Annotated in this window: 21 protein-coding genes and 1 rRNA gene; 9 read left to right on the top strand and 13 right to left on the bottom strand. The window is 52.8% G+C overall.

Going from position 1 to position 22,073, the window contains the following annotated elements:
• Nucleotides 1-10: 10 nt before the first annotated feature.
• The 9 genes from atpH to asnC all read right to left on the bottom strand — a co-directional run bounded on the left by atpH (nt 11) and on the right by asnC (nt 7,166).
• Entirely contained in the window at nt 11-544 is a 534-nt protein-coding gene (gene atpH, locus JKP81_RS06560; protein WP_017458045.1) for a F0F1 ATP synthase subunit delta, read from the bottom strand.
• A gap of 13 nt (nt 545-557) precedes the next feature.
• The gene (gene atpF / locus JKP81_RS06555; protein WP_017458044.1) at nt 558-1,028 is read right to left on the bottom strand and encodes a F0F1 ATP synthase subunit B; all 471 of its coding nucleotides are present in this window, start codon (nt 1,026-1,028) and stop codon (nt 558-560) included.
• Between the two features lie 58 nt (nt 1,029-1,086).
• Complete coding sequence (gene atpE / locus JKP81_RS06550) at nt 1,087-1,326, bottom strand: F0F1 ATP synthase subunit C (RefSeq protein ID WP_007369368.1); 240 nt, start codon at nt 1,324-1,326, stop codon at nt 1,087-1,089.
• 48 nt (nt 1,327-1,374) lie between these two features.
• Nucleotides 1,375-2,193 carry a F0F1 ATP synthase subunit A gene (gene atpB / locus JKP81_RS06545; protein WP_017458043.1) on the bottom strand — a complete coding sequence of 273 codons (819 nt, stop codon included), beginning with the start codon at nt 2,191-2,193 and terminating at the stop codon, nt 1,375-1,377.
• Nucleotides 2,194-2,201: 8 nt separating this feature from the next.
• The gene (gene atpI, locus JKP81_RS06540; protein ID WP_017458042.1) at nt 2,202-2,582 is read right to left on the bottom strand and encodes a F0F1 ATP synthase subunit I; all 381 of its coding nucleotides are present in this window, start codon (nt 2,580-2,582) and stop codon (nt 2,202-2,204) included.
• Between the two features lie 617 nt (nt 2,583-3,199).
• Nucleotides 3,200-3,823 carry a 16S rRNA (guanine(527)-N(7))-methyltransferase RsmG gene (gene rsmG, locus JKP81_RS06535; RefSeq protein WP_200551093.1) on the bottom strand — a complete coding sequence of 208 codons (624 nt, stop codon included), beginning with the start codon at nt 3,821-3,823 and terminating at the stop codon, nt 3,200-3,202.
• A 54-nt stretch (nt 3,824-3,877) separates the two neighbouring features.
• Nucleotides 3,878-5,767 carry a tRNA uridine-5-carboxymethylaminomethyl(34) synthesis enzyme MnmG gene (gene mnmG, locus JKP81_RS06530; RefSeq protein WP_200551092.1) on the bottom strand — a complete coding sequence of 630 codons (1,890 nt, stop codon included), beginning with the start codon at nt 5,765-5,767 and terminating at the stop codon, nt 3,878-3,880.
• 372 nt (nt 5,768-6,139) lie between these two features.
• Nucleotides 6,140-6,589, bottom strand: coding sequence for an FMN-binding protein MioC (mioC, locus tag JKP81_RS06525; protein WP_200551091.1), 450 nt, complete (start codon nt 6,587-6,589; stop codon nt 6,140-6,142).
• A 118-nt stretch (nt 6,590-6,707) separates the two neighbouring features.
• Nucleotides 6,708-7,166 carry a transcriptional regulator AsnC gene (asnC, locus tag JKP81_RS06520; RefSeq protein WP_007369362.1) on the bottom strand — a complete coding sequence of 153 codons (459 nt, stop codon included), beginning with the start codon at nt 7,164-7,166 and terminating at the stop codon, nt 6,708-6,710.
• A gap of 150 nt (nt 7,167-7,316) precedes the next feature.
• On the opposite strand from asnC, the gene asnA reads away from it, so the two are divergent.
• Nucleotides 7,317-8,309, top strand: coding sequence for an aspartate--ammonia ligase (gene asnA, locus JKP81_RS06515; RefSeq protein WP_200551090.1), 993 nt, complete (start codon nt 7,317-7,319; stop codon nt 8,307-8,309).
• On the opposite strand, the gene viaA is transcribed toward asnA, so the two are convergent.
• Nucleotides 8,306-9,757 (bottom strand): ATPase RavA stimulator ViaA, encoded by a 1,452-nt coding sequence (gene viaA, locus JKP81_RS06510; RefSeq protein ID WP_200551089.1) that lies wholly within the window; start codon nt 9,755-9,757, stop codon nt 8,306-8,308. The two genes, asnA and viaA, sit on opposite strands and share 4 nt — an antisense overlap.
• Nucleotides 9,751-11,250: an ATPase RavA gene (gene ravA, locus JKP81_RS06505; protein ID WP_200551088.1), complete on the bottom strand. Its 1,500-nt coding sequence runs from the start codon at nt 11,248-11,250 to the stop codon at nt 9,751-9,753. Before ravA ends, viaA begins: the two co-directional genes overlap by 7 nt.
• A gap of 223 nt (nt 11,251-11,473) precedes the next feature.
• Here ravA and kup point away from each other — a divergent pair, with 223 nt between their 5' ends.
• The 7 genes from kup (at nt 11,474) to rbsR (ending at nt 19,402) form a co-directional block, all read left to right on the top strand.
• The gene (kup, locus tag JKP81_RS06500) at nt 11,474-13,342 is read left to right on the top strand and encodes a low affinity potassium transporter Kup (protein WP_200551087.1); all 1,869 of its coding nucleotides are present in this window, start codon (nt 11,474-11,476) and stop codon (nt 13,340-13,342) included.
• A gap of 205 nt (nt 13,343-13,547) precedes the next feature.
• Nucleotides 13,548-13,967: a D-ribose pyranase gene (gene rbsD / locus JKP81_RS06495; protein WP_017458034.1), complete on the top strand. Its 420-nt coding sequence runs from the start codon at nt 13,548-13,550 to the stop codon at nt 13,965-13,967.
• Nucleotides 13,968-13,974: 7 nt separating this feature from the next.
• On the top strand, nt 13,975-15,480 hold the full coding sequence (rbsA, locus tag JKP81_RS06490) for a ribose ABC transporter ATP-binding protein RbsA (RefSeq protein WP_200551086.1): 1,506 nt from the start codon (nt 13,975-13,977) through the stop codon (nt 15,478-15,480).
• A gap of 5 nt (nt 15,481-15,485) precedes the next feature.
• Complete coding sequence (rbsC, locus tag JKP81_RS06485) at nt 15,486-16,451, top strand: ribose ABC transporter permease (RefSeq protein WP_200551085.1); 966 nt, start codon at nt 15,486-15,488, stop codon at nt 16,449-16,451.
• 26 nt (nt 16,452-16,477) lie between these two features.
• Nucleotides 16,478-17,368 (top strand): ribose ABC transporter substrate-binding protein RbsB, encoded by an 891-nt coding sequence (gene rbsB, locus JKP81_RS06480; RefSeq protein WP_131412971.1) that lies wholly within the window; start codon nt 16,478-16,480, stop codon nt 17,366-17,368.
• 108 nt (nt 17,369-17,476) lie between these two features.
• Complete coding sequence (gene rbsK, locus JKP81_RS06475) at nt 17,477-18,406, top strand: ribokinase (RefSeq protein ID WP_200551084.1); 930 nt, start codon at nt 17,477-17,479, stop codon at nt 18,404-18,406.
• Between the two features lie 3 nt (nt 18,407-18,409).
• Nucleotides 18,410-19,402, top strand: coding sequence for a ribose operon transcriptional repressor RbsR (gene rbsR / locus JKP81_RS06470; protein ID WP_097407231.1), 993 nt, complete (start codon nt 18,410-18,412; stop codon nt 19,400-19,402).
• Here the strand turns inward: rbsR and mdtD are convergent.
• Nucleotides 19,394-20,797 (bottom strand): multidrug transporter subunit MdtD, encoded by a 1,404-nt coding sequence (gene mdtD / locus JKP81_RS06465; RefSeq protein ID WP_200551083.1) that lies wholly within the window; start codon nt 20,795-20,797, stop codon nt 19,394-19,396. The two genes, rbsR and mdtD, sit on opposite strands and share 9 nt — an antisense overlap.
• An 11-nt stretch (nt 20,798-20,808) precedes the next feature.
• Nucleotides 20,809-21,498 (bottom strand): FadR/GntR family transcriptional regulator, encoded by a 690-nt coding sequence (locus JKP81_RS06460; protein WP_200551082.1) that lies wholly within the window; start codon nt 21,496-21,498, stop codon nt 20,809-20,811.
• A 475-nt stretch (nt 21,499-21,973) separates the two neighbouring features.
• Here JKP81_RS06460 and JKP81_RS06455 point away from each other — a divergent pair.
• Nucleotides 21,974-22,073: ribosomal RNA gene (locus tag JKP81_RS06455) — 16S ribosomal RNA — on the top strand; the annotation flags it as partial.

The following is a 22,073-nucleotide window of genomic DNA, read 5'->3' as shown; positions in this document are numbered from 1 at the left end:
TCCAGTCCCCTTAAGACTGCAAGACGTCTGCAAGGCGTTCAAGACGGCCGCGTACGCTGCCATCAATGACCATATCACCCGCACGGATGATTACGCCTGCCATTACAGACTTATCGATATTGCAATTCAGCTTCACTTTGCGTGACAGACGTTTTTCCATCGCGGCGCGGATCTTCGAAAGCTGTTCTTCACTCAGTGCGGACGCGGAAGTCACTTCGACTTCTGCGATAGCCTCGCTGGCTGCGCGTAACTGAATAAACTGCTCAAGAACATCAGGAAGCACTTTAATTCGACCATTTTCAGCCATCACCCGGATCAGGTTCTGACCTTTGTCGTCAAGTTGCTCCCCACAAACTGCGATAAACGACTTAGCGAGCGTTTCCGGTGCTAAAGCGCCGGAAATAAGCTCTGCCATGTCTTCATTTTTCGTCACCTCGGCGGCGAACGCCAGCATGTCCTGCCAGCGGTCAACGCTCTGAGTTTCGACGGCAAAGTCAAAAGCTGCTTTGGCGTAGGGGCGAGCTACCGTTACAAATTCAGACATCAGCCCCTCCTCCTTACAGTTCAGCGACCAGTTTATTCACGATGTCGCTGTTAGCAGCTTCATCCACGGAACGCTCGATGATTTTCTCGGCGCCGGCTACTGCCAGCAGAGCCACTTGCTTACGCAGCTCTTCGCGGGCGCGTTTGCGTTCGGCGTCAATTTCCGCCTGCGCCTGCGCCACGATTTTGGTACGTTCCTGCTCGGCTTCTGCTTTTGCTTCGTCCAGGATCTGAGAACGACGTTTGTTCGCCTGTTCAATGATTACCTGAGCTTCAGCTTTCGCTTTTTTCAGCTGGTCGGTCGCATTGGCCTGTGCAAGGTCAAGGTCCTTTTTAGCTCGTTCTGCGGAAGCAAGACCGTCAGCAATTTCTTTCTGACGTTTTTCGATGGCAGCCATTAACGGCGGCCATACGTACTTCATGCAGAACAGAACGAACAGGACAAACGCGATGGCCTGGCCGAGGATTGTTGCGTTTAGATTCACAGCACAATGCCTCTTATCTGGTTAACGTTCTAAACAATTGCTTGAAAAGCAACCCTTACTACGCGACAGCAAACATCACGTACAGACCCAGACCCACAGCGATCATCGGGATAGCATCCACCAGACCCATTACGATAAAGAACTGAGTACGCAGCAGAGGAATCAGATCCGGCTGACGCGCAGCGCCTTCCAGGAATTTACCCCCGAGGATGCCGATACCGATCGCAGCACCGATTGCCGCCAGACCCATCATCACAGCGGCAGCCAAGTACAGCAGATCCATATTCAGGTTTTCCATGACAGTCTCCAGTTTGTTTCAGTTAAAACGTAGTAGTGTTGTTAAAAATCAATGCTCTTCGGATGCCATCGACAGATAGACAATCGTCAGAACCATGAAGATAAAGGCTTGCAGCGTAATAATCAGGATGTGGAAAATGGCCCACGGCACATTCAGAATCCACTGTGACCACCACGGCAGAAGACCCGCGATCAGAATGAAAATCAACTCACCCGCGTACATGTTGCCGAACAGTCGCAGACCGAGTGAAACCGGTTTGGACAGCAGGCTCACGCCCTCAAGGATAAGGTTTACCGGAATAAATACCGGATGGTTGAACGGCTGGAGAGTCAGCTCTTTAGCGAAACCGCCAATACCCTTCATTTTGATGCTGTAGAACAGAATCAGGATAAATACGCCCAGCGCCATCGACAGGGTGATGTTCACGTCAGCAGACGGCACCACGCGCAGTGCAGGCAGACCCAGGACGTGCTCGCCAATCCACGGAAGGAAGTCGATAGGCAAAAGATCCATCAGGTTCATCAGGAATACCCAGACGAAAATCGTCAGGGCCAGTGGTGCGATAAGCTTGCTTTTGCCGTGGTACATGTCTTTGACGCTACCATGAACAAAACCAATCACCAGCTCAATCGCCGTCTGGAATTTCCCCGGGACACCGCTGGTGGCTTTTTTCGCTACGCTACGGAACATCACCAGGAACAACAGACCCAGAACCACTGAGAAAAACATGGAGTCGATATTCAGCGTCCAGAAAGTGGCCGGGGGGTTATGCGGATCCACCAGTGAGAAGGTACGCAGGTCAATCTGAAGGTTATTCAGATGGTGACCGATGTACTCCTGCGGTGTTGAGTATTCTCCTGCAGACATGATGCCTCTTACCCTTTGTTGTTAATTACAGCAGGTGCCAGTATCTGAACTACCAGCACCGAAACCCACGTGACTATCAGCGGCAAAAAAGCCACCTTAAAAACCGCCAGCGCCACCACCAGTAACACGAATGTCATCAACACCTTGAGCGCTTCACCGAAGGCGAAGGTCCAGGCCACGCGGCCTTTAGCGGGTGTATGCGCCTGATGACGCCAGGCAAAAATCATAAACAACATATTCGGCAGTAAGACTGCCATACCTCCGCACACGGCGGAAATGCCCCAGAAGGGGTCTTTGAGGCTAAACAGCAATCCACTTGCCATTACTGCCAGAAACTGAATAAGCAGAAGCCTGCGAGCAACGTTTCGACTATAGAGCGACACAGACATTGCGTTTCTTAACTCCTGCTCCCTTTGAGGTATGCCGCGTGTCGTATAAAACGTTCTTTGGGGCCCGGAGTCAAGCATCAAAAAGCGGTCAAATTATACGGTGCGGCCTCGTGATTTCAAACAATAAGTAGCGAAAAGGTGAATAAATGTTTAAATATTTTTCCCAAGGGCTATTTTTAAACTTTTGCAGAAACTGTGAACCTTCAGACAAAAGTGCAAATAACGCGAAATTCCTGATGATAAAGCGTGCACTCGGTCACAAAATAAACATTTATGCGCTTGCCACATTTATCGCAGCAGGAATTTGATACTTTTCATCTTTCTGATATTTAAGCCGATTTATCACAACTCTTTTTAAAACACTCGCATCTACTATGAAAACGATTTATTGACATTTTTAATAATTATTTAACATCAATATTTCGTTATCGAGGCCGATTTTTAGCGGGCTGATATTTTCACAGTTGATTATTTTAAGCGTTAATAAAATTCTCATCGTTAAATGTCAGAAAAATCCTGGTAAAAATACGGTTAAATGTAACCGAACGTATCATCGTTTTTAATGCCATTTTTTAACATCGCGGCAACCGCACGAATGATACATTTTTTGATAAAAATTAAACTTTATTTGCTTTAACGACGACCAAATGACGTTCGCCATCCAGGTGCGGAACATGCAGTTTAACAATAGTTTCTACACACAAATCAGCGGGTAACAGCGCGATTTCCTCTTCCGGCACTAAACCTTTAAGCGCATAGAAACGCCCGTCTTCGCCAGGCAAATGTCGGCACCAGCTCACCATGTCGTTCAGCGAAGCAAAAGCGCGGCTAATAACGCCGTCAAATGGAGGTTCTGCCGGAAAATCTTCTACACGGCTCTGCACCGGTTCGATATTGCTCAGTTTTAATTCATGCTGAACCTGGCGTAAAAACCGCACCCGTTTGCCAAGGCTATCAAGCAAAGTGAAGTGCGATTCAGGGCGTACGATAGACAACGGAATGCCAGGCAATCCGGGGCCGGTCCCGACGTCAATAAAGCGAGAGCCTTGCAGATAAGGCGCAACCACAACGCTGTCGAGAATATGGCGGATCAGCATCTCGTTGGGATCGCGTACGGAAGTCAGGTTGTACGCTTTGTTCCATTTGTGCAGCATTTCGACGTAAGCCACCAGTTGCTGTTGCTGGTGATCGGACAACGAAATACCTGCTTCATCGAGCAGACGAGAAAGTTTGTTAAGCACGGTTGTTACCTGTGGAATTAAAATGCCCGGTAAAAACCGGGCAGATAAGTAAGATTAGGCGCTGCGGCGCAGCATACCTTGTTTTTTCAGCCACACCAGCAGAATGGAGATAGCCGCCGGGGTGATCCCGGAGATGCGTGATGCCTGGCCAATGGACGACGGCTTGTGATCGTTAAGCTTGGCGATCACTTCGTTGGACAACCCGTTAACCTGGCGGTAATCCAGCGTTGCGGGCAACAGCGTATTCTCATTGCGCAGCTGTTTTTCGATCTCATCCTGCTGACGCGCGATGTAACCCTCGTATTTCACCTGGATTTCCACCTGCTCGGCGGCTTGTTGATCTTCCAGGCCCGGAGCGAACGGAGTCAACTGAACTAGTTGCTCGTAGGTCATCTCTGGACGACGCAGCAGATCTTCTCCGCTGGCTTCGCGCGAGAGCGGTGCGGTCAGATGTTCGTTGACCGCTGGCGCATATTCAGAGGCTGGCGATACCCACTGAGATTTCAGGCGCTGACGTTCACGCTCGATAGTCTCCAGTTTCTCGTTGAAACGCGCCCATCGAGCGTCGTCCACCAGACCCAGCTCACGGCCCGCTTCCGTCAGGCGCAGATCGGCATTGTCTTCGCGCAGCATCAGGCGGTATTCCGCGCGGGAGGTAAACATGCGGTACGGCTCTTTCGTCCCCAGGGTACAGAGATCGTCCACCAGTACGCCGAGATAAGCCTGATCGCGACGCGGTGCCCAGCCCTCTTTTTCGGCAGAGAAGCGCGCGGCGTTAAGCCCCGCCAGCAGCCCCTGGGCCGCAGCTTCTTCATATCCAGTGGTGCCGTTAATCTGCCCGGCAAAGAACAGACCCTGAATAAATTTGCTTTCAAGCGTAGGTTTTAGATCGCGCGGATCGAAGAAGTCGTACTCAATGGCGTAGCCAGGGCGAACAATCTTCGCGTTTTCCATCCCCTGCATAGAGCGCACAATTTGCATCTGCACATCAAACGGCAGGCTGGTGGAGATTCCGTTCGGGTAAATTTCGTTTGAGGTCAGTCCTTCTGGCTCAAGGAAGATCTGGTGCTGATTACGATCGGCAAAGCGCATGACTTTATCTTCGATCGACGGGCAGTAACGCGGGCCAATTCCCTCAATAACACCGGCGTACATCGGGCTGCGATCGAGGTTATTGCGGATCACATCATGCGTTTTCTCATTCGTATGCGTGACGTAGCACGGCACCTGACGCGGATGCTGCGCAGCGTTACCCATAAACGAGAACACCGGCATCGGGTTATCGCCATGCTGCTGGGTGAGGACGCTGAAATCGATGGTGCGAGCGTCAATACGCGGCGGTGTACCGGTTTTCAGGCGACTGACGCGCAGCGGCAGTTCGCGCAGACGACGCGACAGCGGAATCGATGGCGGATCGCCTGCACGACCACCGCTGTAGTTATCAAGACCAATATGGATTTTACCGTCGAGGAATGTCCCTACGGTCAGCACCACCGCTTTCGCACGGAATTTGAGCCCCATCTGGGTCACGGCACCAACAACGCGATCGTTTTCGACGATCAGATCTTCAACCGCCTGCTGGAAGATCATCAGGTTCGGTTGATTTTCAAGCGCTGTACGCACTGCCTGACGGTAAAGCACGCGGTCGGCCTGCGCACGTGTCGCGCGCACTGCCGGACCTTTGCTGGCGTTTAGTATCCTAAACTGGATACCCGCCTGATCGATCGCCTTCGCCATCAGCCCGCCGAGCGCATCCACTTCTTTTACCAGGTGTCCTTTCCCAATACCGCCGATCGCCGGGTTGCAGCTCATCTGCCCCAGCGTGTCGATATTGTGTGTCAACAACAGGGTCTGCTGACCCATACGCGCTGCGGCCATTGCGGCCTCAGTGCCTGCATGACCCCCGCCAATGATAATGACGTCAAAAGGATCCGGATAAAACATGGTGGTATGCCTCGCCTGAGCGGTTAGAAATTGGATTGAAGCTTGGGCCGTGGATTCTACTCAACTTTAGTCCAGTGAGAAAGGATCGGATCCCGGCTATTAAAAAGAAGATCTTTTATATGTAGAGATCTGTTCTATTGTGATCTCTTATTAGGATCGACAGGTGCTGTGGATAACCCGGATCATCACTTTAAGATCAATTCATTAGGCAGGATCATTAGCTGTGAATGATCGGTGATCCTGAACCGTATAAGCTGGGATCAGAATGGCTAGTTATACACAAGTCAAAAACTGAACTGCAGTTGTTAATGGGATAACTACCGGTTTATCAGTGCTTTTAAGCATAGTTATCCACATCTGATCGCACGATCTTTAATCGTTGTTGAGTAAATTTTTCCAGGATCCCAGCCATTCTTCCGCTGGATCTTCCGGAATATCGTGATCAAGGATGTTGATCTTCAGCGTTTCGCCGATCTGTTTTGCTCCGCACGCCTTTAATGAAGCTTCCAGTTTTTCGATTGCCTGACAGAAGGTGTCATATTCGCGGCTACCGATACCGATAGCGCCAAAACGTACCTGGGACAGATCCGGCTTTTGCTCATTCAAATCGTCTAAAAGCGGTTGCAGGTTCTCGGGCAGATCGCCCGCACCATGGGTGGAACTGACCACCAGCCAGGTACCCTGCAAAGCGAGATCCTCTAAAAGCGGGCCGTGCAGCGTCTCGGTACTGAAACCGGTGTCTTCCAGCTTTTCCGCCAGATGTTCCGCCACGTATTCCGCGCCGCCAAGGGTACTGCCGCTAATAAGAGTGATGTCTGCCATGAAGCCCGCTCCGTTTTACTCGCCATTCGGCGATAAATAGGGGGGCATTGTACGCTGTGAATGGGCTGGGATCTACCTGTGGACAATGCGGGTATTATTTGAGGATGAAAACGCCCGGTTAAGGGCGGATCGTTCGCATGATCGGGTTCTGCAGGGAGATCAGCGTCTCCGTGGACTGTATTTCATCAATTGTTTGGATCTTGTTGATAAGTACCTGCTGCAAGGCGTCGATGGATCGACACATCACCTTAATAAAGATGCTGTAGTGGCCAGTGGTGTAATAAGCCTCGGTTACCTCTTCCAGACTTTCCAGCTTCGCCAATGCGGAGGGGTAATCTTTCGCGCTTTTCAAAATGATGCCGATAAAGCAGCAGACGTCATATCCCAATTGTTTCGGGCTTACGTCAATGCGCGCACCGGTAATGATCCCTGCCTGCTTCATTTTCTCTACGCGAACGTGAATGGTACCGGGGCTGACGCCGAACTGTTTGGCCAGCTCGGCGTATGCAGTACGCGCATTTGCCATTAACGCGTCGAGGATGCCGCGGTCCAGATTATCGATCTGATAATTTTCCATAGAATTTTCTTATGAAGAATAATGATTCCTTCTATTTTAGCTTGCCGTATTGACGAATCAAAATCGTTACCGCCTTTTTAATTGTCAATTATTGAGTTATCGCGATGTTTTATTGCTTAATGAACAGCAACAGGACACAGGAGTAACATAATGAAAACCGCTTACATCGCAAAACAACGGCAGATTGCTTTCGTGAAATCTTTTTTCTCTCGCCAGCTGGAGGAAAAACTGGGCCTGATTGAAGTTCAGGCGCCGATCCTTAGCCGCGTTGGTGATGGCACGCAAGATAATTTGTCGGGGTGCGAAAAAGCGGTACAGGTCAATGTGAAAACGCTGCCGGATGCCCGTTTCGAAGTGGTGCATTCACTGGCTAAATGGAAACGTCAGACGCTGGGCCAGCACGACTTCAGCGCCGGAGAAGGGCTCTACACGCACATGAAAGCCCTGCGCCCGGATGAAGATCGCCTTTCTTCTATTCACTCCGTCTATGTGGATCAGTGGGACTGGGAACGCGTGTTGGGTGACGATCAGCGTCAGCTGGCATCGTTAAAAAGCACCGTTGAGGCAATTTGGTCAGGAATCAAAGAGACCGAAGCCGCCGTCAGCGAGCGATTTGGCCTGGCACCGTTCCTGCCAGAACAGATCCACTTTGTTCACAGCGAAACCTTGCTGAGCCGTTTCCCGGATCTCGATGCCAAAGGGCGCGAGAGAGCGATCGCGAAAGAGCTGGGCGCAGTGTTCCTGATGGGCATTGGCGGCAAGCTTAGCGACGGCAAACGCCACGATGTGCGTGCACCGGATTATGATGACTGGAGCACGGCGGTGGAAGCCGGTTTCAGCGGTCTGAATGGCGATATTCTGGTGTGGAACCCGATACTGGAAGACGCACTGGAACTGTCGTCGATGGGCATTCGCGTCGATGCTGACGCCTTAAAACGCCAGTTGAAGCTGACCGGCGATGAAGATCGCTTACAGCTGGAGTGGCACCAGGCGCTGCTGCGCGGTGAGATGCCACAAACCATCGGCGGCGGTATCGGGCAATCGCGCCTTACCATGCTGCTGCTGCAATTACCGCACATCGGGCAAGTGCAGTGCGGCGTATGGCCTGCGCAAGTTAGCGAGCAGGTTTCCGGCCTGCTTTAACGCCGCCAGCGTCGTAACAGGCGGCTGCGCATCCCGGTATCGAAGCGCCAGATATGGTCGAAGATACGCATGATGCCGGGCTTGCCGTGGGACGACATCGCCACCGCGTGAAAGCGATGCTGGTGTATGTGCTGGAGCTCCTTTACTTTACTGACGACATCGTCCGGCAGGCGCTGGGCGATGAAATCCGAAATCACCACCGCGTCCGCGTCATACCACTCTCCACCCTGCATCCGTTCGATGATCGCGCGAAAACAGCTCGCCAGATCGGTGCCACCGCGAAAGCGCTGGCTAAGAAAGCGGATCGCCTGCTCCAGCCCCTGCGCACTGGTAAGTTCATAGCGAACCACTTCGCTGGAAAACAGCATAATAAAACAGCATCGTTTGTCTGCCAGCGCCACGCGCATCAGTGCCAGGCAGAACGCTTTGGCGCACTGTTCGTTGAAACCGCCCATGGAACCGGAGGTATCGACACAGACAATGAAAGGGCCGCGCGGCTGCTGGTCAAAATCCTGGTGAACGACCGGGCGTTCCGTCACTTTTTCCCGCCAGGCATCGCCATGCAGGCGGTAGGTTAGCAACTGTTTTTCCACCAGCCGCCGGTAAAACTCATACTCCAGTTCGGTGATTCCCAGCGTTGCCAGCTCCGGCGGTAATAAGCGCAGGATATCGTCGCTCTGATGCAGCCCGTCAACCTGCTCCGGTACGATTGCCGGTTCGCGCACCATGGTGCGGAAAGTTTCCATCGGCGCATCTTTCCGCGGCACCGACCTGGCTTCCCGTGAGCGACCAAGTTGTTCCGCGAGCTGCTGGAGTTCCGGCTGCTCTTTGAGAAAATCACCGTACTTCACGATCAACTGATAATCACCGCGTTTGAGCTGCCCGGCGCTCATATCCCATAGCCTGCCTGCGGCATTTTCATTTTCGATCAGGACCGGCTCCAGCTGGCCGCTGAGCGTCATGCGTTCCTGGACCTCGCTGAGCAGTTGTTCGCGCTCCTCTTCCAGTAACTGCTGATTGAATGCGGTGGTTTGCACCACCAGACTCAGCCGCCAGCGTTGCAAAAACAGGGTATGCAGCGCGGGCGTGAAGACCGGGTTATCGGCAACCATTTGCCGGGCTTGTGTGGCGAAAGGGGATCGCAGCTTATCCAGTAAATCCAGGATTTGCGGAAGCTGAATGGTAAATTGCGAGGTTGAAAGCAGCTGGCTTTGCTGATAGCTCAGTACTTCTTGCGCCAGTTCCGGCGGCACCTCGGTCTCTTTCAGATGCTTTTTCAGTGCCTCGCGCCAGCGCGGCACATCTTCAGTGATCGCATGTTTGAGTTTGGGGAATTTTTCGAAAAACAGCGCCAGTTGCGGTGAAGCCAGCAGGAGGACGATAAGTTCTTCAACCAACGCCTCCTCACTAATAGTGAGCATTACATTCAGTGTTTCCAGCGTTAGCATTGTCGCGCCTGTTGGATCTGCGCTCTGACATCCTGCAGGCTGGCTTCAATGCGACCTAACCAGTCGGCGGCGATAAACAGGCATTTTTGCTGCTCGCTAAAGCGGGTGTGCTGCTGGTGCCAGGTATTGTCCAGTGCTTCCAGTTGTTGTTTGATCTCTTCCGGCACATTTTCAGTGGCACTGCCGCCGGGCAGAGCAAGACGCGATCCTTGCAGGCTGACGTCGCGGATCAACAGATGCAGGCTGGTATCCACTTCCAGATTGAGCACTTGCGCAAAACCAATGCCGTTGAGTTTGCCGCGGATCTCACCGCCTTTCGCCAGCCACTGCTCCAGCGCACTGCGTTCAAGAGTGACGTGAATAACCTGCAAATCATGCAGTTTTAACGGCTGTTGCAGGAGGAGTGTCAACACTGGTTCGGTTAAACCGGCGGGTAACTCATAATGCGGCTTACGGCTGAACATCCCGCCCTGACGGCTTACTTTGAGTGCCGTTTTGTCGCTTTGTTGTTGCTGAAGTTGCAGGTGGCGCTGCGAAATCGTGGTGAGCTGCGCAATCATCGATTGTTGCTGCCAGGCGTGCCCGGTCATCAATACTTCCAGTTGCTGCTCCAGCAGACGCATGCCTTCCGCGTCGTGCCACAGGCAATCTTTCAGCAAGATTAAATCAATCGGCGCAACCGCATCGCGACCGCTAAAAAAGGCGCTGGCCTGTAACAGGCGGATAGCTTTTTTCCAGCGACGATCGGAAACATACGGCGCACTCGGCAACGCATCAAGCTGCTGGCGCAACGTATAAATAAGCTCAAAGACATTATCCGGCAGTTTGACCTTGCTGATTTCCTGTTGCCAGCTGGCGTACTCTTCATCGGTGATTTGCAACTCAGCGGGCACCGGGTTGTCGTTCTCATCCTGTTGGCTAATCAGCATCGAGCGGAAATTGCCCTTCTCCTGCACTTTGTCGAGCCACAGACGAATCAACATGCGGTCATACAGCGCTTCAAGGCTGCTGTCCGCTTCCGGCAGTTCGTTAGAGGCGGCCACCAGCAGACGCATGGGGATTTTCTCTTCGCTGGCACCATTCCTAAAACGCCGCTCGTTAATCGCTGTCAGCAGCGTGTTGAGAATGGCCGGACCGGCTTTCCAGATCTCATCCAGAAAGACAATTTCAGCTTCCGGTAAATAGCCGCTGGTTAAGCGCTCGTAGCGCCCTTCATCTTTCAGGGCCTGGATAGAAAGCGGGCCAAACACCTCTTCCGGCGTGGAGAAACGGGTCATCAAATATTCGAAGGCGCGGGCATGTTTGAAGGCAAACTTCAGACGGCGAGCAATCAGGCTTTTGGCGATGCCCGGTGGACCAAGAAGAAACACACTCTCACCGCTTAGCGCCGCCAGCAAACACAGGCGAATGGCATGGCTGCGCTCAAAGAGTCCTTTTTCCAGCGCGCTGCTTAAGCGGGAAATTCTTTCTGCTAATAAATGTGAGTGAGCCATAATAGATTTGCGTCCTTTCGCCGTGTTATCCGGCTTGCAAAAGCGAGTATAGACGTTCCTGAAAGGGCTTGTAATAGACTGAAGAACGGCTTTATTTTCTTTGCGCCAGATTAATGTGGCCGCATTTAGGGGTACGATTTCATAAATAATCGTGCATACTGTGCGCTTTTTGTGGGCCAAGGGACTAAGCACACATTTTGGCATTCAATCAAAAGATTAGTCTATGAGCACTGAGAATAAGCAATCATTACCTGCGGTTACGCTTGCGGCGATTGGGGTTGTCTACGGTGATATCGGCACCAGCCCACTTTATACACTTCGTGAATGTTTGTCTGGTCAGTTTGGTTTTGGCGTTGAGCGCGATGCCGTGTTCGGCTTTTTGTCGCTCATCTTCTGGCTGCTGATTTTTGTTGTCTCCATTAAATATCTAACATTCGTCATGCGGGCGGACAACGCCGGTGAAGGCGGGATCTTAACCCTGATGTCGCTGGCCGGGCGCAATACCTCCGCAAGGATGACCTCGGTGCTGGTGATCATGGGGCTGATTGGCGGCAGCTTCTTCTATGGTGAAGTGGTCATCACGCCCGCCATCTCGGTGATGTCGGCGATAGAGGGGCTGGAAATTATCGCGCCTTCGCTCGACGCCTGGATTGTGCCGCTGTCGATTGTCGTGTTAACCCTGCTGTTTGCGATTCAGAAACACGGTACTGGCCTTGTGGGGAAGCTGTTTGCGCCCATTATGCTGGCGTGGTTTTTGATTCTCGCGGTGCTCGGTGCGCGCAGTATTATTGATAATCCTGAAGTATTGCAGGCGCTGAACCCGATGTGGGCGGTGAACTTCTTCCTGCAATATAAAGCTATCTCCTTTGTGGCGCTGGGCGCGGTGGTGCTGTCTATCACCGGGGTGGAAGCACTGTATGCGGATATGGGCCACTTCGGTAAGCTGCCGATCCGCGTGGCGTGGTTTATCGTTGTGCTGCCGTCGCTGGTGCTGAACTACTTTGGCCAGGGCGCGTTGCTGCTGAAAACGCCGGAAGCGATTAAAAACCCCTTCTTCCTGCTTGCGCCAGAATGGGCGCTGATCCCCATGCTGATTATCGCTACGCTGGCGACAGTTATCGCCTCGCAGGCGGTGATTTCCGGCGTGTTCTCGCTGACGCGCCAGGCCGTGCGTCTGGGATATCTGGCGCCGATGCGCATCATCCATACCTCGGAGATGGAATCCGGGCAGATCTATATTCCGTTCATTAACTGGCTGCTCTACTTTGCGGTGGTGCTGGTTATTGTCAGCTTTGAGCACTCCAGTAACCTGGCGGCGGCGTACGGGATCGCCGTGACCGGCACCATGGTGCTGACCTCGATTCTCTCTACCACGGTGGCGCGTAAAAACTGGCACTGGAACAAAGTGCTGGTGGGGTTGCTTCTGCTCTTATTCCTCTCTATCGATGTGCCGCTGTTCTCGGCGAACCTCGACAAAATCGTCTCCGGCGGTTGGTTGCCATTAACCCTGGGGCTGGTGATGTTCATGGTGATGACCACCTGGAAGAGCGAGCGTTTCCGCCTGCTGCGCCGTATGCATGAACACGGTAACTCTCTGGAGGCGATGATCGCCTCGCTGGAGAAATCACCGCCGGTGCGCGTGCCGGGCACGGCGGTCTACATGTCGCGTGCATTGAACGTTATTCCGTTTGCGATGATGCATAACCTGAAGCACAACAAGGTGCTGCATGAGCGCGTGATCCTGCTGACGCTGCGTACTGAAGATGCGCCGTATGTGCACAATGTGCGCCGCGTGCAGATTGAGCAATTGTCGCCGACCTTCTGGCGTGTGGTGGCGAGCTACGGCTGGCGTGAAACGCCGAACGTGGAAGAAGTGTTCCACCGTTGCGGGCTGGAAGGGTTGAACTGCCGCATGATGGAGACATCGTTCTTTATGTCGCATGAGTCGTTGATTCTGGGCAAACGGCCGTGGTATCTGCGTCTGCGCGGTAAGCTCTATCTGGTGCTGCAGCGCAACGCGCTGCGCGCGCCAGACCAGTTTGAGATCCCGCCAAACCGGGTGATAGAACTGGGAACGCAGGTCGAAATTTAATGCCAATAAAACCCCTCTATATGAGGGGTTTTTGCTATTAATTGCTGACTATTTCACTTAAAACAGGAAAGCTGTTTTTTTTCATCAATTCGACAAGCGAAACGTTTCGATATCGATCACACTTCTGTAACGGCAAGATAGTTTTCTGCACATTCTTCGTACTACACTGCATACAGCGAAACGTTTCGCTGATGGAGCATAAAAAATGAAAAAAGGTCGTGTGCTGAACGCTGACATCTCGTCAGTCATCTCTCGTCTTGGTCATACTGATTCGCTGGTGGTGTGTGATGCCGGGTTGCCGGTGCCGCGTAACACGCAACGTATTGATATGGCATTAACGCAGGGCGTGCCTTCCTTTATGCAAGTACTGGAAGTGGTGACGGCGGAAATGCAGGTTGAGTCCGCGATTATCGCCTCGGAGATTAAGCAGCATAATCCGCAGCTCCATGAAACGTTGCTCAAGCATATTGAGCAGCTGCAGCAACACCAGGGAAATAACATCGACGTGCGGTACGTTACGCACGAGCAATTTAAAAAACACACCGCGGACAGTCATGCGGTGATTCGCAGCGGGGAGTGTTCCCCGTTTGCGAATATCATTCTCTGTGCTGGCGTGACCTTCTGAGGCCATCATGGACGCGTTACTACAACTCAAAGGCATCGACAAAGCCTTTCCCGGCGTAAAAGCCCTCTCCGGCGCGGCGCTGAATGTTTACCCAGGCCGCGTAATGGCGCTGGTGGGTGAAAACGGCGCCGGCAAATCAACGATGATGAAAGTGCTGACGGGTATCTACACCCGTGATGCCGGTTCGCTGCTGTGGTTAGGCAAAGAAACCACCTTCACCGGGCCGAAATCCTCCCAGGAAGCCGGTATTGGCATCATCCACCAGGAACTGAACCTGATCCCGCAACTCACCATTGCCGAAAACATCTTCCTCGGTCGTGAGTTTGTGAATCGCTTTGGCAAAATAGACTGGAAAAAGATGTTTGCCGAAGCCGACAAACTGCTGGCAAAGCTGAACCTGCGCTTTAAAAGCGAGCGACTGGTCGGCGAACTGTCGATTGGCGATCAGCAGATGGTCGAAATCGCCAAAGTGATGAGCTACGAATCGCAGGTCATCATTATGGATGAGCCAACCGATGCCCTGACGGATACCGAAACCGAATCGCTGTTTCGCGTCATTCGCGAGTTGAAATCGCAGGGGCGCGGCATCGTCTATATTTCTCACCGCATGAAAGAGATCTTCGAGATTTGCGATGACGTGACCGTCTTCCGTGACGGGCAATTTATCGCCGAGCGCGAAGTAGCCACGCTGACCGAAGATACGCTGATTGAAATGATGGTGGGCCGCAAACTGGAAGATCAATATCCGCGGCTGGATAAAGCGCCGGGCGAGATTCGCCTTTCCGTTGATAACCTGTGCGGGCCGGGCGTGGAAAATGTCAGTTTCACGCTGCGTAAAGGCGAAATTCTTGGCGTAGCCGGATTGATGGGCGCCGGGCGCACCGAGCTGATGAAAGTGCTGTATGGCGCACTGCCGCGCACCAGCGGTTATGTGACGCTTGATGGCCATGAAGTGATCACCCGCTCACCGCAAGACGGGCTGGCAAACGGCATTGTTTATATTTCGGAAGACCGCAAGCGCGACGGGCTGGTACTCGGCATGTCGGTTAAAGAGAACATGTCGCTGACCGCGCTGCGTTACTTCAGCCATGCGGGCGGTACGCTAAAACACAAAGATGAGCAGCAGGCGGTAAGTGATTTTATTCGTTTGTTTAATGTGAAAACGCCTTCTATGGAACAGACCATTGGTTTGCTCTCCGGCGGGAATCAGCAAAAAGTAGCGATTGCCCGAGGTCTGATGACCAGGCCGAAAGTGCTAATCCTCGATGAGCCAACGCGTGGTGTCGACGTTGGGGCAAAGAAAGAGATTTATCAGTTAATTAACCAGTTTAAGGCCGATGGCCTGAGCATCATTCTTGTCTCCTCCGAAATGCCGGAAGTGCTGGGCATGAGCGATCGCATAATGGTGATGCATGAAGGGCATCTCGGCGGGGAATTCACGCGCGAGCAGGCCACTCAGGAAGTGTTGATGGCTGCCGCTGTGGGCAAGCTTAATCGTGTGAATCAGGAGTAAAAAAGATGACTACCCAGGCTGTTTCTGGTCGCCGTTATTTCACCAAAGCATGGTTGATGGAACAAAAATCGTTGATTGCCCTGCTGGTGCTGATTGCGATTGTCTCGACCATGAGCCCGAACTTTTTTACCGTCAATAACCTGTTAAACATCCTGCAACAGACCTCGGTGAACGCCATTATGGCGGTCGGTATGACGCTGGTTATTTTAACGTCGGGGATCGATCTGTCCGTCGGTTCTCTGTTAGCGCTCACCGGCGCGGTTGCCGCCTCGCTGGTGGGCATGGAAGTTAACGCGCTGGTGGCGGTTGTTGGCGCGCTGGCGCTCGGCGCGGCTGTTGGCGCGCTGACCGGTACGATTGTCGCGAAAGGCCGCGTACAGGCGTTTATCGCCACGCTGGTGATGATGCTGCTGCTGCGCGGTGTGACGCTGGTTTATACCAACGGTAGCCCGGTGAATACCGGTTTTACTGATAACGCGGATGTGTTTGGCTGGTTCGGTATTGGTCGTCCGTTCGGTATTCCGACGCCGGTGTGGCTAATGGCCGTTGTCTTTATCGCGGCGTGGTATCTGTTGCATCACACCCGTTTGGGTCGCTATATCTATGCATTAGGCGGTAACGAAGCGGCGACGCGCTTATCCGGTATCAGCGTTGATAAAGTCAAAATTATCGTTTACTCCCTGTGCGGCCTTCTGGCCTCGCTGGCGGGCATTATTGAAGTGGCGCGTCTTTCCTCGGCGCAACCTACTGCGGGAGCGGGTTATGAGCTGGATGCTATCGCTGCGGTTGTTTTGGGTGGGACCAGTCTCGCAGGTGGCAAAGGACGTATTGTCGGCACATTAATCGGCGCGCTGATCCTTGGCTTCCTCAATAATGGATTGAATTTGCTGAGCGTTTCCTCCTATTACCAGATGATCGTTAAAGCAGTGGTTATTCTGCTCGCGGTACTGGTAGACAACAAAAAGCAGTAATTACCTACACAACAGGACTCATGAAAATGAACATGAAAAAACTGGCCACTCTGGTTTCTGCTGTTGCACTGAGCGCCACCGTAAGCGCGAACGCGATGGCGAAAGACTCTATTGCTCTGGTGATTTCCACGCTGAACAACCCGTTCTTCGTTTCCCTGAAGGATGGCGCGCAGAAAGAAGCGGACAAACTGGGTTATGACCTGGTGGTGCTGGACTCGCAAAACAACCCGGCGAAAGAGCTGGCGAACGTGCAGGACCTGACCGTGCGCGGCACCAAATTGCTGCTGATCAACCCGACCGATTCCGACGCTGTAGGTAACGCTGTGAAAATGGCAAACCAGGCGAAAATCCCGGTGATCACCCTCGACCGCGTAGCGTCCAGCGGTGAAGTGGTAAGCCATATTGCTTCTGATAACGTGCTCGGCGGCAAAATTGCCGGCGATTACATTGCCAGAAAAGCGGGCGAAGGCGCGAAAGTTATCGAACTGGCGGGTATTGCCGGGACTTCCGCTGCGCGTGAACGTGGCGAAGGCTTCCAGCAGGCAGTTGCTGCGCACAAATTCAATGTACTGGCCAGCCAGCCGGCTGACTTCGACCGCACTAAGGGCCTGAATGTGATGCAGAACCTGCTGACCGCGCATCCGGATGTGCAGGCTGTTTTCGCACAGAACGATGAAATGGCGCTGGGTGCGCTGCGCGCACTGCAAACTGCCGGTAAATCCGACGTGATGGTGGTGGGCTTTGACGGTACGCCAGACGGCGTGAAAGCGGTTAACGACGGTAAACTGGCGGCGACTATCGCTCAGTTGCCGGAGCAGATCGGCGCGAAAGGCGTGGATACCGCAGACAAAGTGCTGAAAGGTGAAAAAGTCTACGCCAAAAACCCGGTTGATCTGAAACTGGTTATCAAGCAGTAATTGGTCATTCTGGTGGAGGGCAAAAACCTTTCGCCTGAGGGACAATGCAAAAAAGAAAAGCATGGCACGCGCCACCGAAAGGTGGCGCATTTTACGGACAAGCTCATCATGAAAACCGCAGGCAAACTCGTTGTCCTTGGCAGTATCAATGCCGATCACATTCTTAACCTTGAATCTTTCCCTGCTCCGGGCGAAACCGTGACGGGCAGCCAGTATCAGGTGGCTTTTGGCGGTAAAGGGGCAAACCAGGCGGTAGCCGCCGGGCGCAGCGGTGCGGATATTGCGTTTATTGCCTGTACCGGTGATGACGATACCGGTGCGCGTGTGCGTAAACAGCTCGAGAGCGACAATATTGATGTTGCGCCGGTGAGCGTTGTTGCGGGTGAATCCACCGGTGTTGCGCTAATTTTCGTCAACGCTGAAGGTGAGAATGTTATCGGTATTCATGCGGGAGCGAATGCGGCGCTCTCAATTGATCGCGTCAACGCGCAGCAGGATCTGATTGCACAAGCTTCTGCTCTGTTAATGCAACTGGAATCACCGGTTGAGAGCGTACTGGCTGCGGCGCGTATTGCGCGTCAGAGCGATACCCTCGTGGCGTTGAATCCGGCACCGGCGCGCGAGCTTTCCGATGAACTGCTGGCGCTGGTGGATATCATCACGCCAAATGAGACCGAAGCGGAAAAACTCACCGGAATTAAGGTATCCAGCGACGAAGATGCCGCGCGGGCTGCACAGGCGCTTCACGCCAAAGGTATTAAAACGGTGATTATTACCCTCGGTAGCCGTGGCGTGTGGGCCAGCGTTAGTGGCGAAGGCAAACGCGTACCGGGTTTTAACGTGAAAGCCATCGATACCATTGCGGCGGGTGACACGTTTAATGGCGCGCTGCTGACCGCGTTACTGGAAGATAAACCTCTGGATGAGGCGATTCGTTTTGCTCATGCGGCGGCGGCGATTGCCGTCACGCGTAAGGGTGCGCAACCGTCTGTGCCGTGGCGCAATGAGATTGACGATTTTCTCTCTTCGCAGGGGTGATGCTTGGCGACCATGAAGGATGTTGCCCGCCTGGCGGGCGTTTCCACTTCAACCGTTTCCCATGTGATTAACAAAGATCGCTTTGTCAGTGAGGCTATCCGCGAAAAAGTGGAAACGGCGATCAAGACGCTGAATTATGCGCCTTCAGCGATTGCGCGCAGTCTGAAGATCAACCAGACGCGTACGATTGGCATGCTGATCACCGCCAGTACTAATCCCTTTTACTCGGAGCTGGTACGCGGCGTGGAGCGCAGCTGCTTCGAGCGGGGTTACAGCCTGGTGTTGTGCAACACCGAGGGTGACGAGCAGCGGATGAACCGCAACCTGGAAACATTGATGCAAAAACGCGTCGATGGGTTGCTGTTGCTGTGTACCGAAACGCATCAGCCCTCGCAAGAGATCATGCAGCGCTATCCTTCAATTCCAACTGTGATGATGGACTGGGCGCCCTTCGATGGCGACAGCGATCTGATTCAGGACAATTCGTTGCTCGGCGGCGATATGGCGACCCAGTATTTGATCAACAAAGGCCATACGCGTATCGCTTGCATCACTGGCCCGCTGGATAAAACGCCTGCACGTTTACGTCTGGAAGGGTATCGCGAAGCGATGGCTCGCGCCGGGTTGGTGATCCGTGAAGGGGATGAGATCGAGAGCGATTTTGAATTTGGCGGCGGTTTCGACGCGATGCAGGCATTACTGGCAATGCACGAACGCCCGCAGGCGGTATTTATTGGTAATGATGCGATGGCCGTTGGCGCGTATCAGGCGCTGTACCAGGCGGGGCTGAAAATCCCGCAGGATATGGCGATCGTCGGTTATGACGACATTGAACTGGCGCGCTACATGACGCCGCCGCTCACCACTATTCATCAGCCGAAAGATGAACTGGGTGAGCTGGCGATTGATGTGCTTATCCACCGGATTGCGGAGCCTGGCTTGCAACAGCAGCGTTTGCAGCTCACGCCAATATTAATGGAGCGCGGCTCAGCCTGACTTTTTGTGCCGTTCTTTAATCAGGTTGCGACCATCGTTTGCTTTCAACAACATAAACACTAACGCGGAAATCAACGTAATCGCGCCCATAGTAATAAAGGTGTAGTGGAATTGCTCCACTGTGTTTGTGCTGTCAAATCCTTCATAGAAACGCAGCACTGCTGCGCTAACCGCCACGCCGAGGCTAATCGACAGTTGCTGTGTTACTGCCAGCACACTATTGCCGCTGCTGGCGTTATCGTCGGTTAAGTCTGCAAGCGTAATGGTATTCATTGCGGTGAACTGCGTGGACATTGCCATCCCAAGAATGAACAACGGTAATACCAGCATCCATATTGCCATCGCCGGTGTTTGTAAGGCGAACTGGGCAATCATCAAACCAATGAACAGCGTGATACCCACCAACGTTTTACGGTAGCCAAGCCGGCGCAATATCTGGGTTACCATCGATTTTGCGAGAATAGAACCCAGCGCGGTGGGCGCCATCATGCAACCGGCGATCAATGCCGGATAACCGAAGCCCACCTGTAACATTAGCGGCATTAAAAAGGGCACACAGCCAGTACCCAAACGCGAAGCAATATTCCCGGCAACGCCAACGGAGAAGGTGCGGGTGTTAAACAGGTTGAGCGATATCAACGGCGTTGGATAGCGGCGCGCATGGCGGATGTAGGCCAGTAACAGCAAAATGCCGCTCAGAATGATAGTAAAAGCTATCCAACTGGCGACCAGCTTCTCACCGAATAACTCCATACCGCTTGAGAACAGCACCAGGCTCAAACCGAACAGGAAAAAACCGCCCATATCGAAACTGCGCCGTGGCGTGGTGAAGTTCGGCATGTATTTACGTGCATAAAACAGACCGGCGAGGCCAATCGGGATATTAATTAAGAAGATCCAGTGCCAGCTCGCCCAGGTAACCAGTACGCCGCCCATTACCGGCCCCAGAATCGGCCCGACCAGCCCAGGCATGGTGACGAAGTTCAGTACCGGCAGCAATTCGCTACGCGGATAAGCCCGAAGCAATGCCAGGCGTGCGACCGGCATCATCATTGCGCCACCGATCCCCTGAATCACGCGGAACACGACCAGCATCGATAATGAATTAGAAAGCGCGCAGGCCAGCGAACCAAGAGTAAACAGGCTGACTGCCAGCATAAAGACGCGCCGGGTACCGAAGCGATCGGCCAGCCAGCCGCTCATGGGGATAAGCATGGCGACTGTGAGTGTGTAGCTGATGATCGCCGATTGCATTGCTAAAGGGGAACGGCCAAGGCTTTGTGCTATTGCAGGGAGTGCGGTGTTAAGGATCGTGGCATCCAGTGCCTGCATAAAAAAAGCCATTGCCGCAATCCACGGCAGGCCGGCCATACTGCGTGCTTTCTTCTCTGTCATACCTTGTCCTGTTAATTCGGCGTATTCAGTAACAGCTGGCACGCCCGGAGCGCGCTGTCGCCATCGCTCTCCTGGATGGCGTCCACAATCGCCTGGTGAAGGTCGAGCTTGATCACTTCATTTTGTGTAATAGAGGTAAAGTAGGTGTGATAGATAGAATGAAACAGTGTAGAGAACGAAATAAGAAACGGGTTATCGCTCATCGCATAGATATGTTCATGCCATGCCATATCGACTTCTACCCAGCGTTCGCGGTTGAAGTTCTTTTTCAGGAACACCATCTCTTCCATTAATGTATTGAGATACGCTTTTTGTTCCGCACTACCCAGCATGGCGGCGAGCAGACACGCCTGAGGCTCAAGACTGCTACGCATAATGAGAAAGTGTTGAACAACGTCCTGGAAATTATCCTCATGCATCCACCAGGAGAGCAACTCCTTATCAAGGAAGTTCCAGTTTCCGCGCGGCATAACGCGAGTACCGATACGTGGGCGAGGGAGCACCATGCCTTTTGCGGTTAATGTCTTTACCGCTTCTCTGACAGCGGTGCGGCTTACGCCAAACTTCTCACCCAGCTCCATCTCACCCGGCAGAATACTGCCTGGGGCATATTCTCCCTTCAGGATTTGTTGCGCCAGTTTCTCAGCCAGAACCCAGGAGATGTTTTTCTGCGCGGCAAGTTGTTGTGCGTTTAGCGGCATTTTTACTTCCTTATCTCTTTATTTCACTGGCTAGTATGCCATTCGATACCTTGCAGCGGTGGCAAAAACAGCAAAATCGGCAATTCATGCCGCTTTTTACCACGCTTTGTTGAAAAAAGAGACGGTTGAAAAGTTTTTTGAAATTAGGGGTTGTCAGCGGGAATTAACTCCCTATAATGCGCCTCCACTGACACGGCACAACGGCAAACACACCGGCCTGTCAGGTGAAGAATTCTGAAAATAAACAGTTGACTTCACAGCGGGAAAGCGTAGTATACGCAACCCGCGCCGCAGCAAAAAGCGAGGCGGCACTGCTCTTTAACAATTTATCAGACAATCTGTGTGGGCACTCAGGGTGACTGGATTCTTGACGTCGAAAGACGAAAAATGAATACCAAGTCTCAACGAGTGAACACGTAATTCATTACGAAGTTCTTTTCTTTAGAAATAAAGAAACATTGAGCATCAAACTTTTAAATTGAAGAGTTTGATCATGGCTCAGATTGAACGCTGGCGGCAGGCCTAACACATGCAAGTCGAACGGTAGCACAGAGAGCTTGCTCTCGGGTGACGAG

This window comes from Kosakonia sp. LAM2021 (genome assembly GCF_016620385.1).
In the GTDB taxonomy this organism is placed as follows: domain Bacteria; phylum Pseudomonadota; class Gammaproteobacteria; order Enterobacterales; family Enterobacteriaceae; genus Kosakonia; species Kosakonia sacchari.
This window is presented reverse-complemented; position numbering and strand designations above follow the sequence as displayed.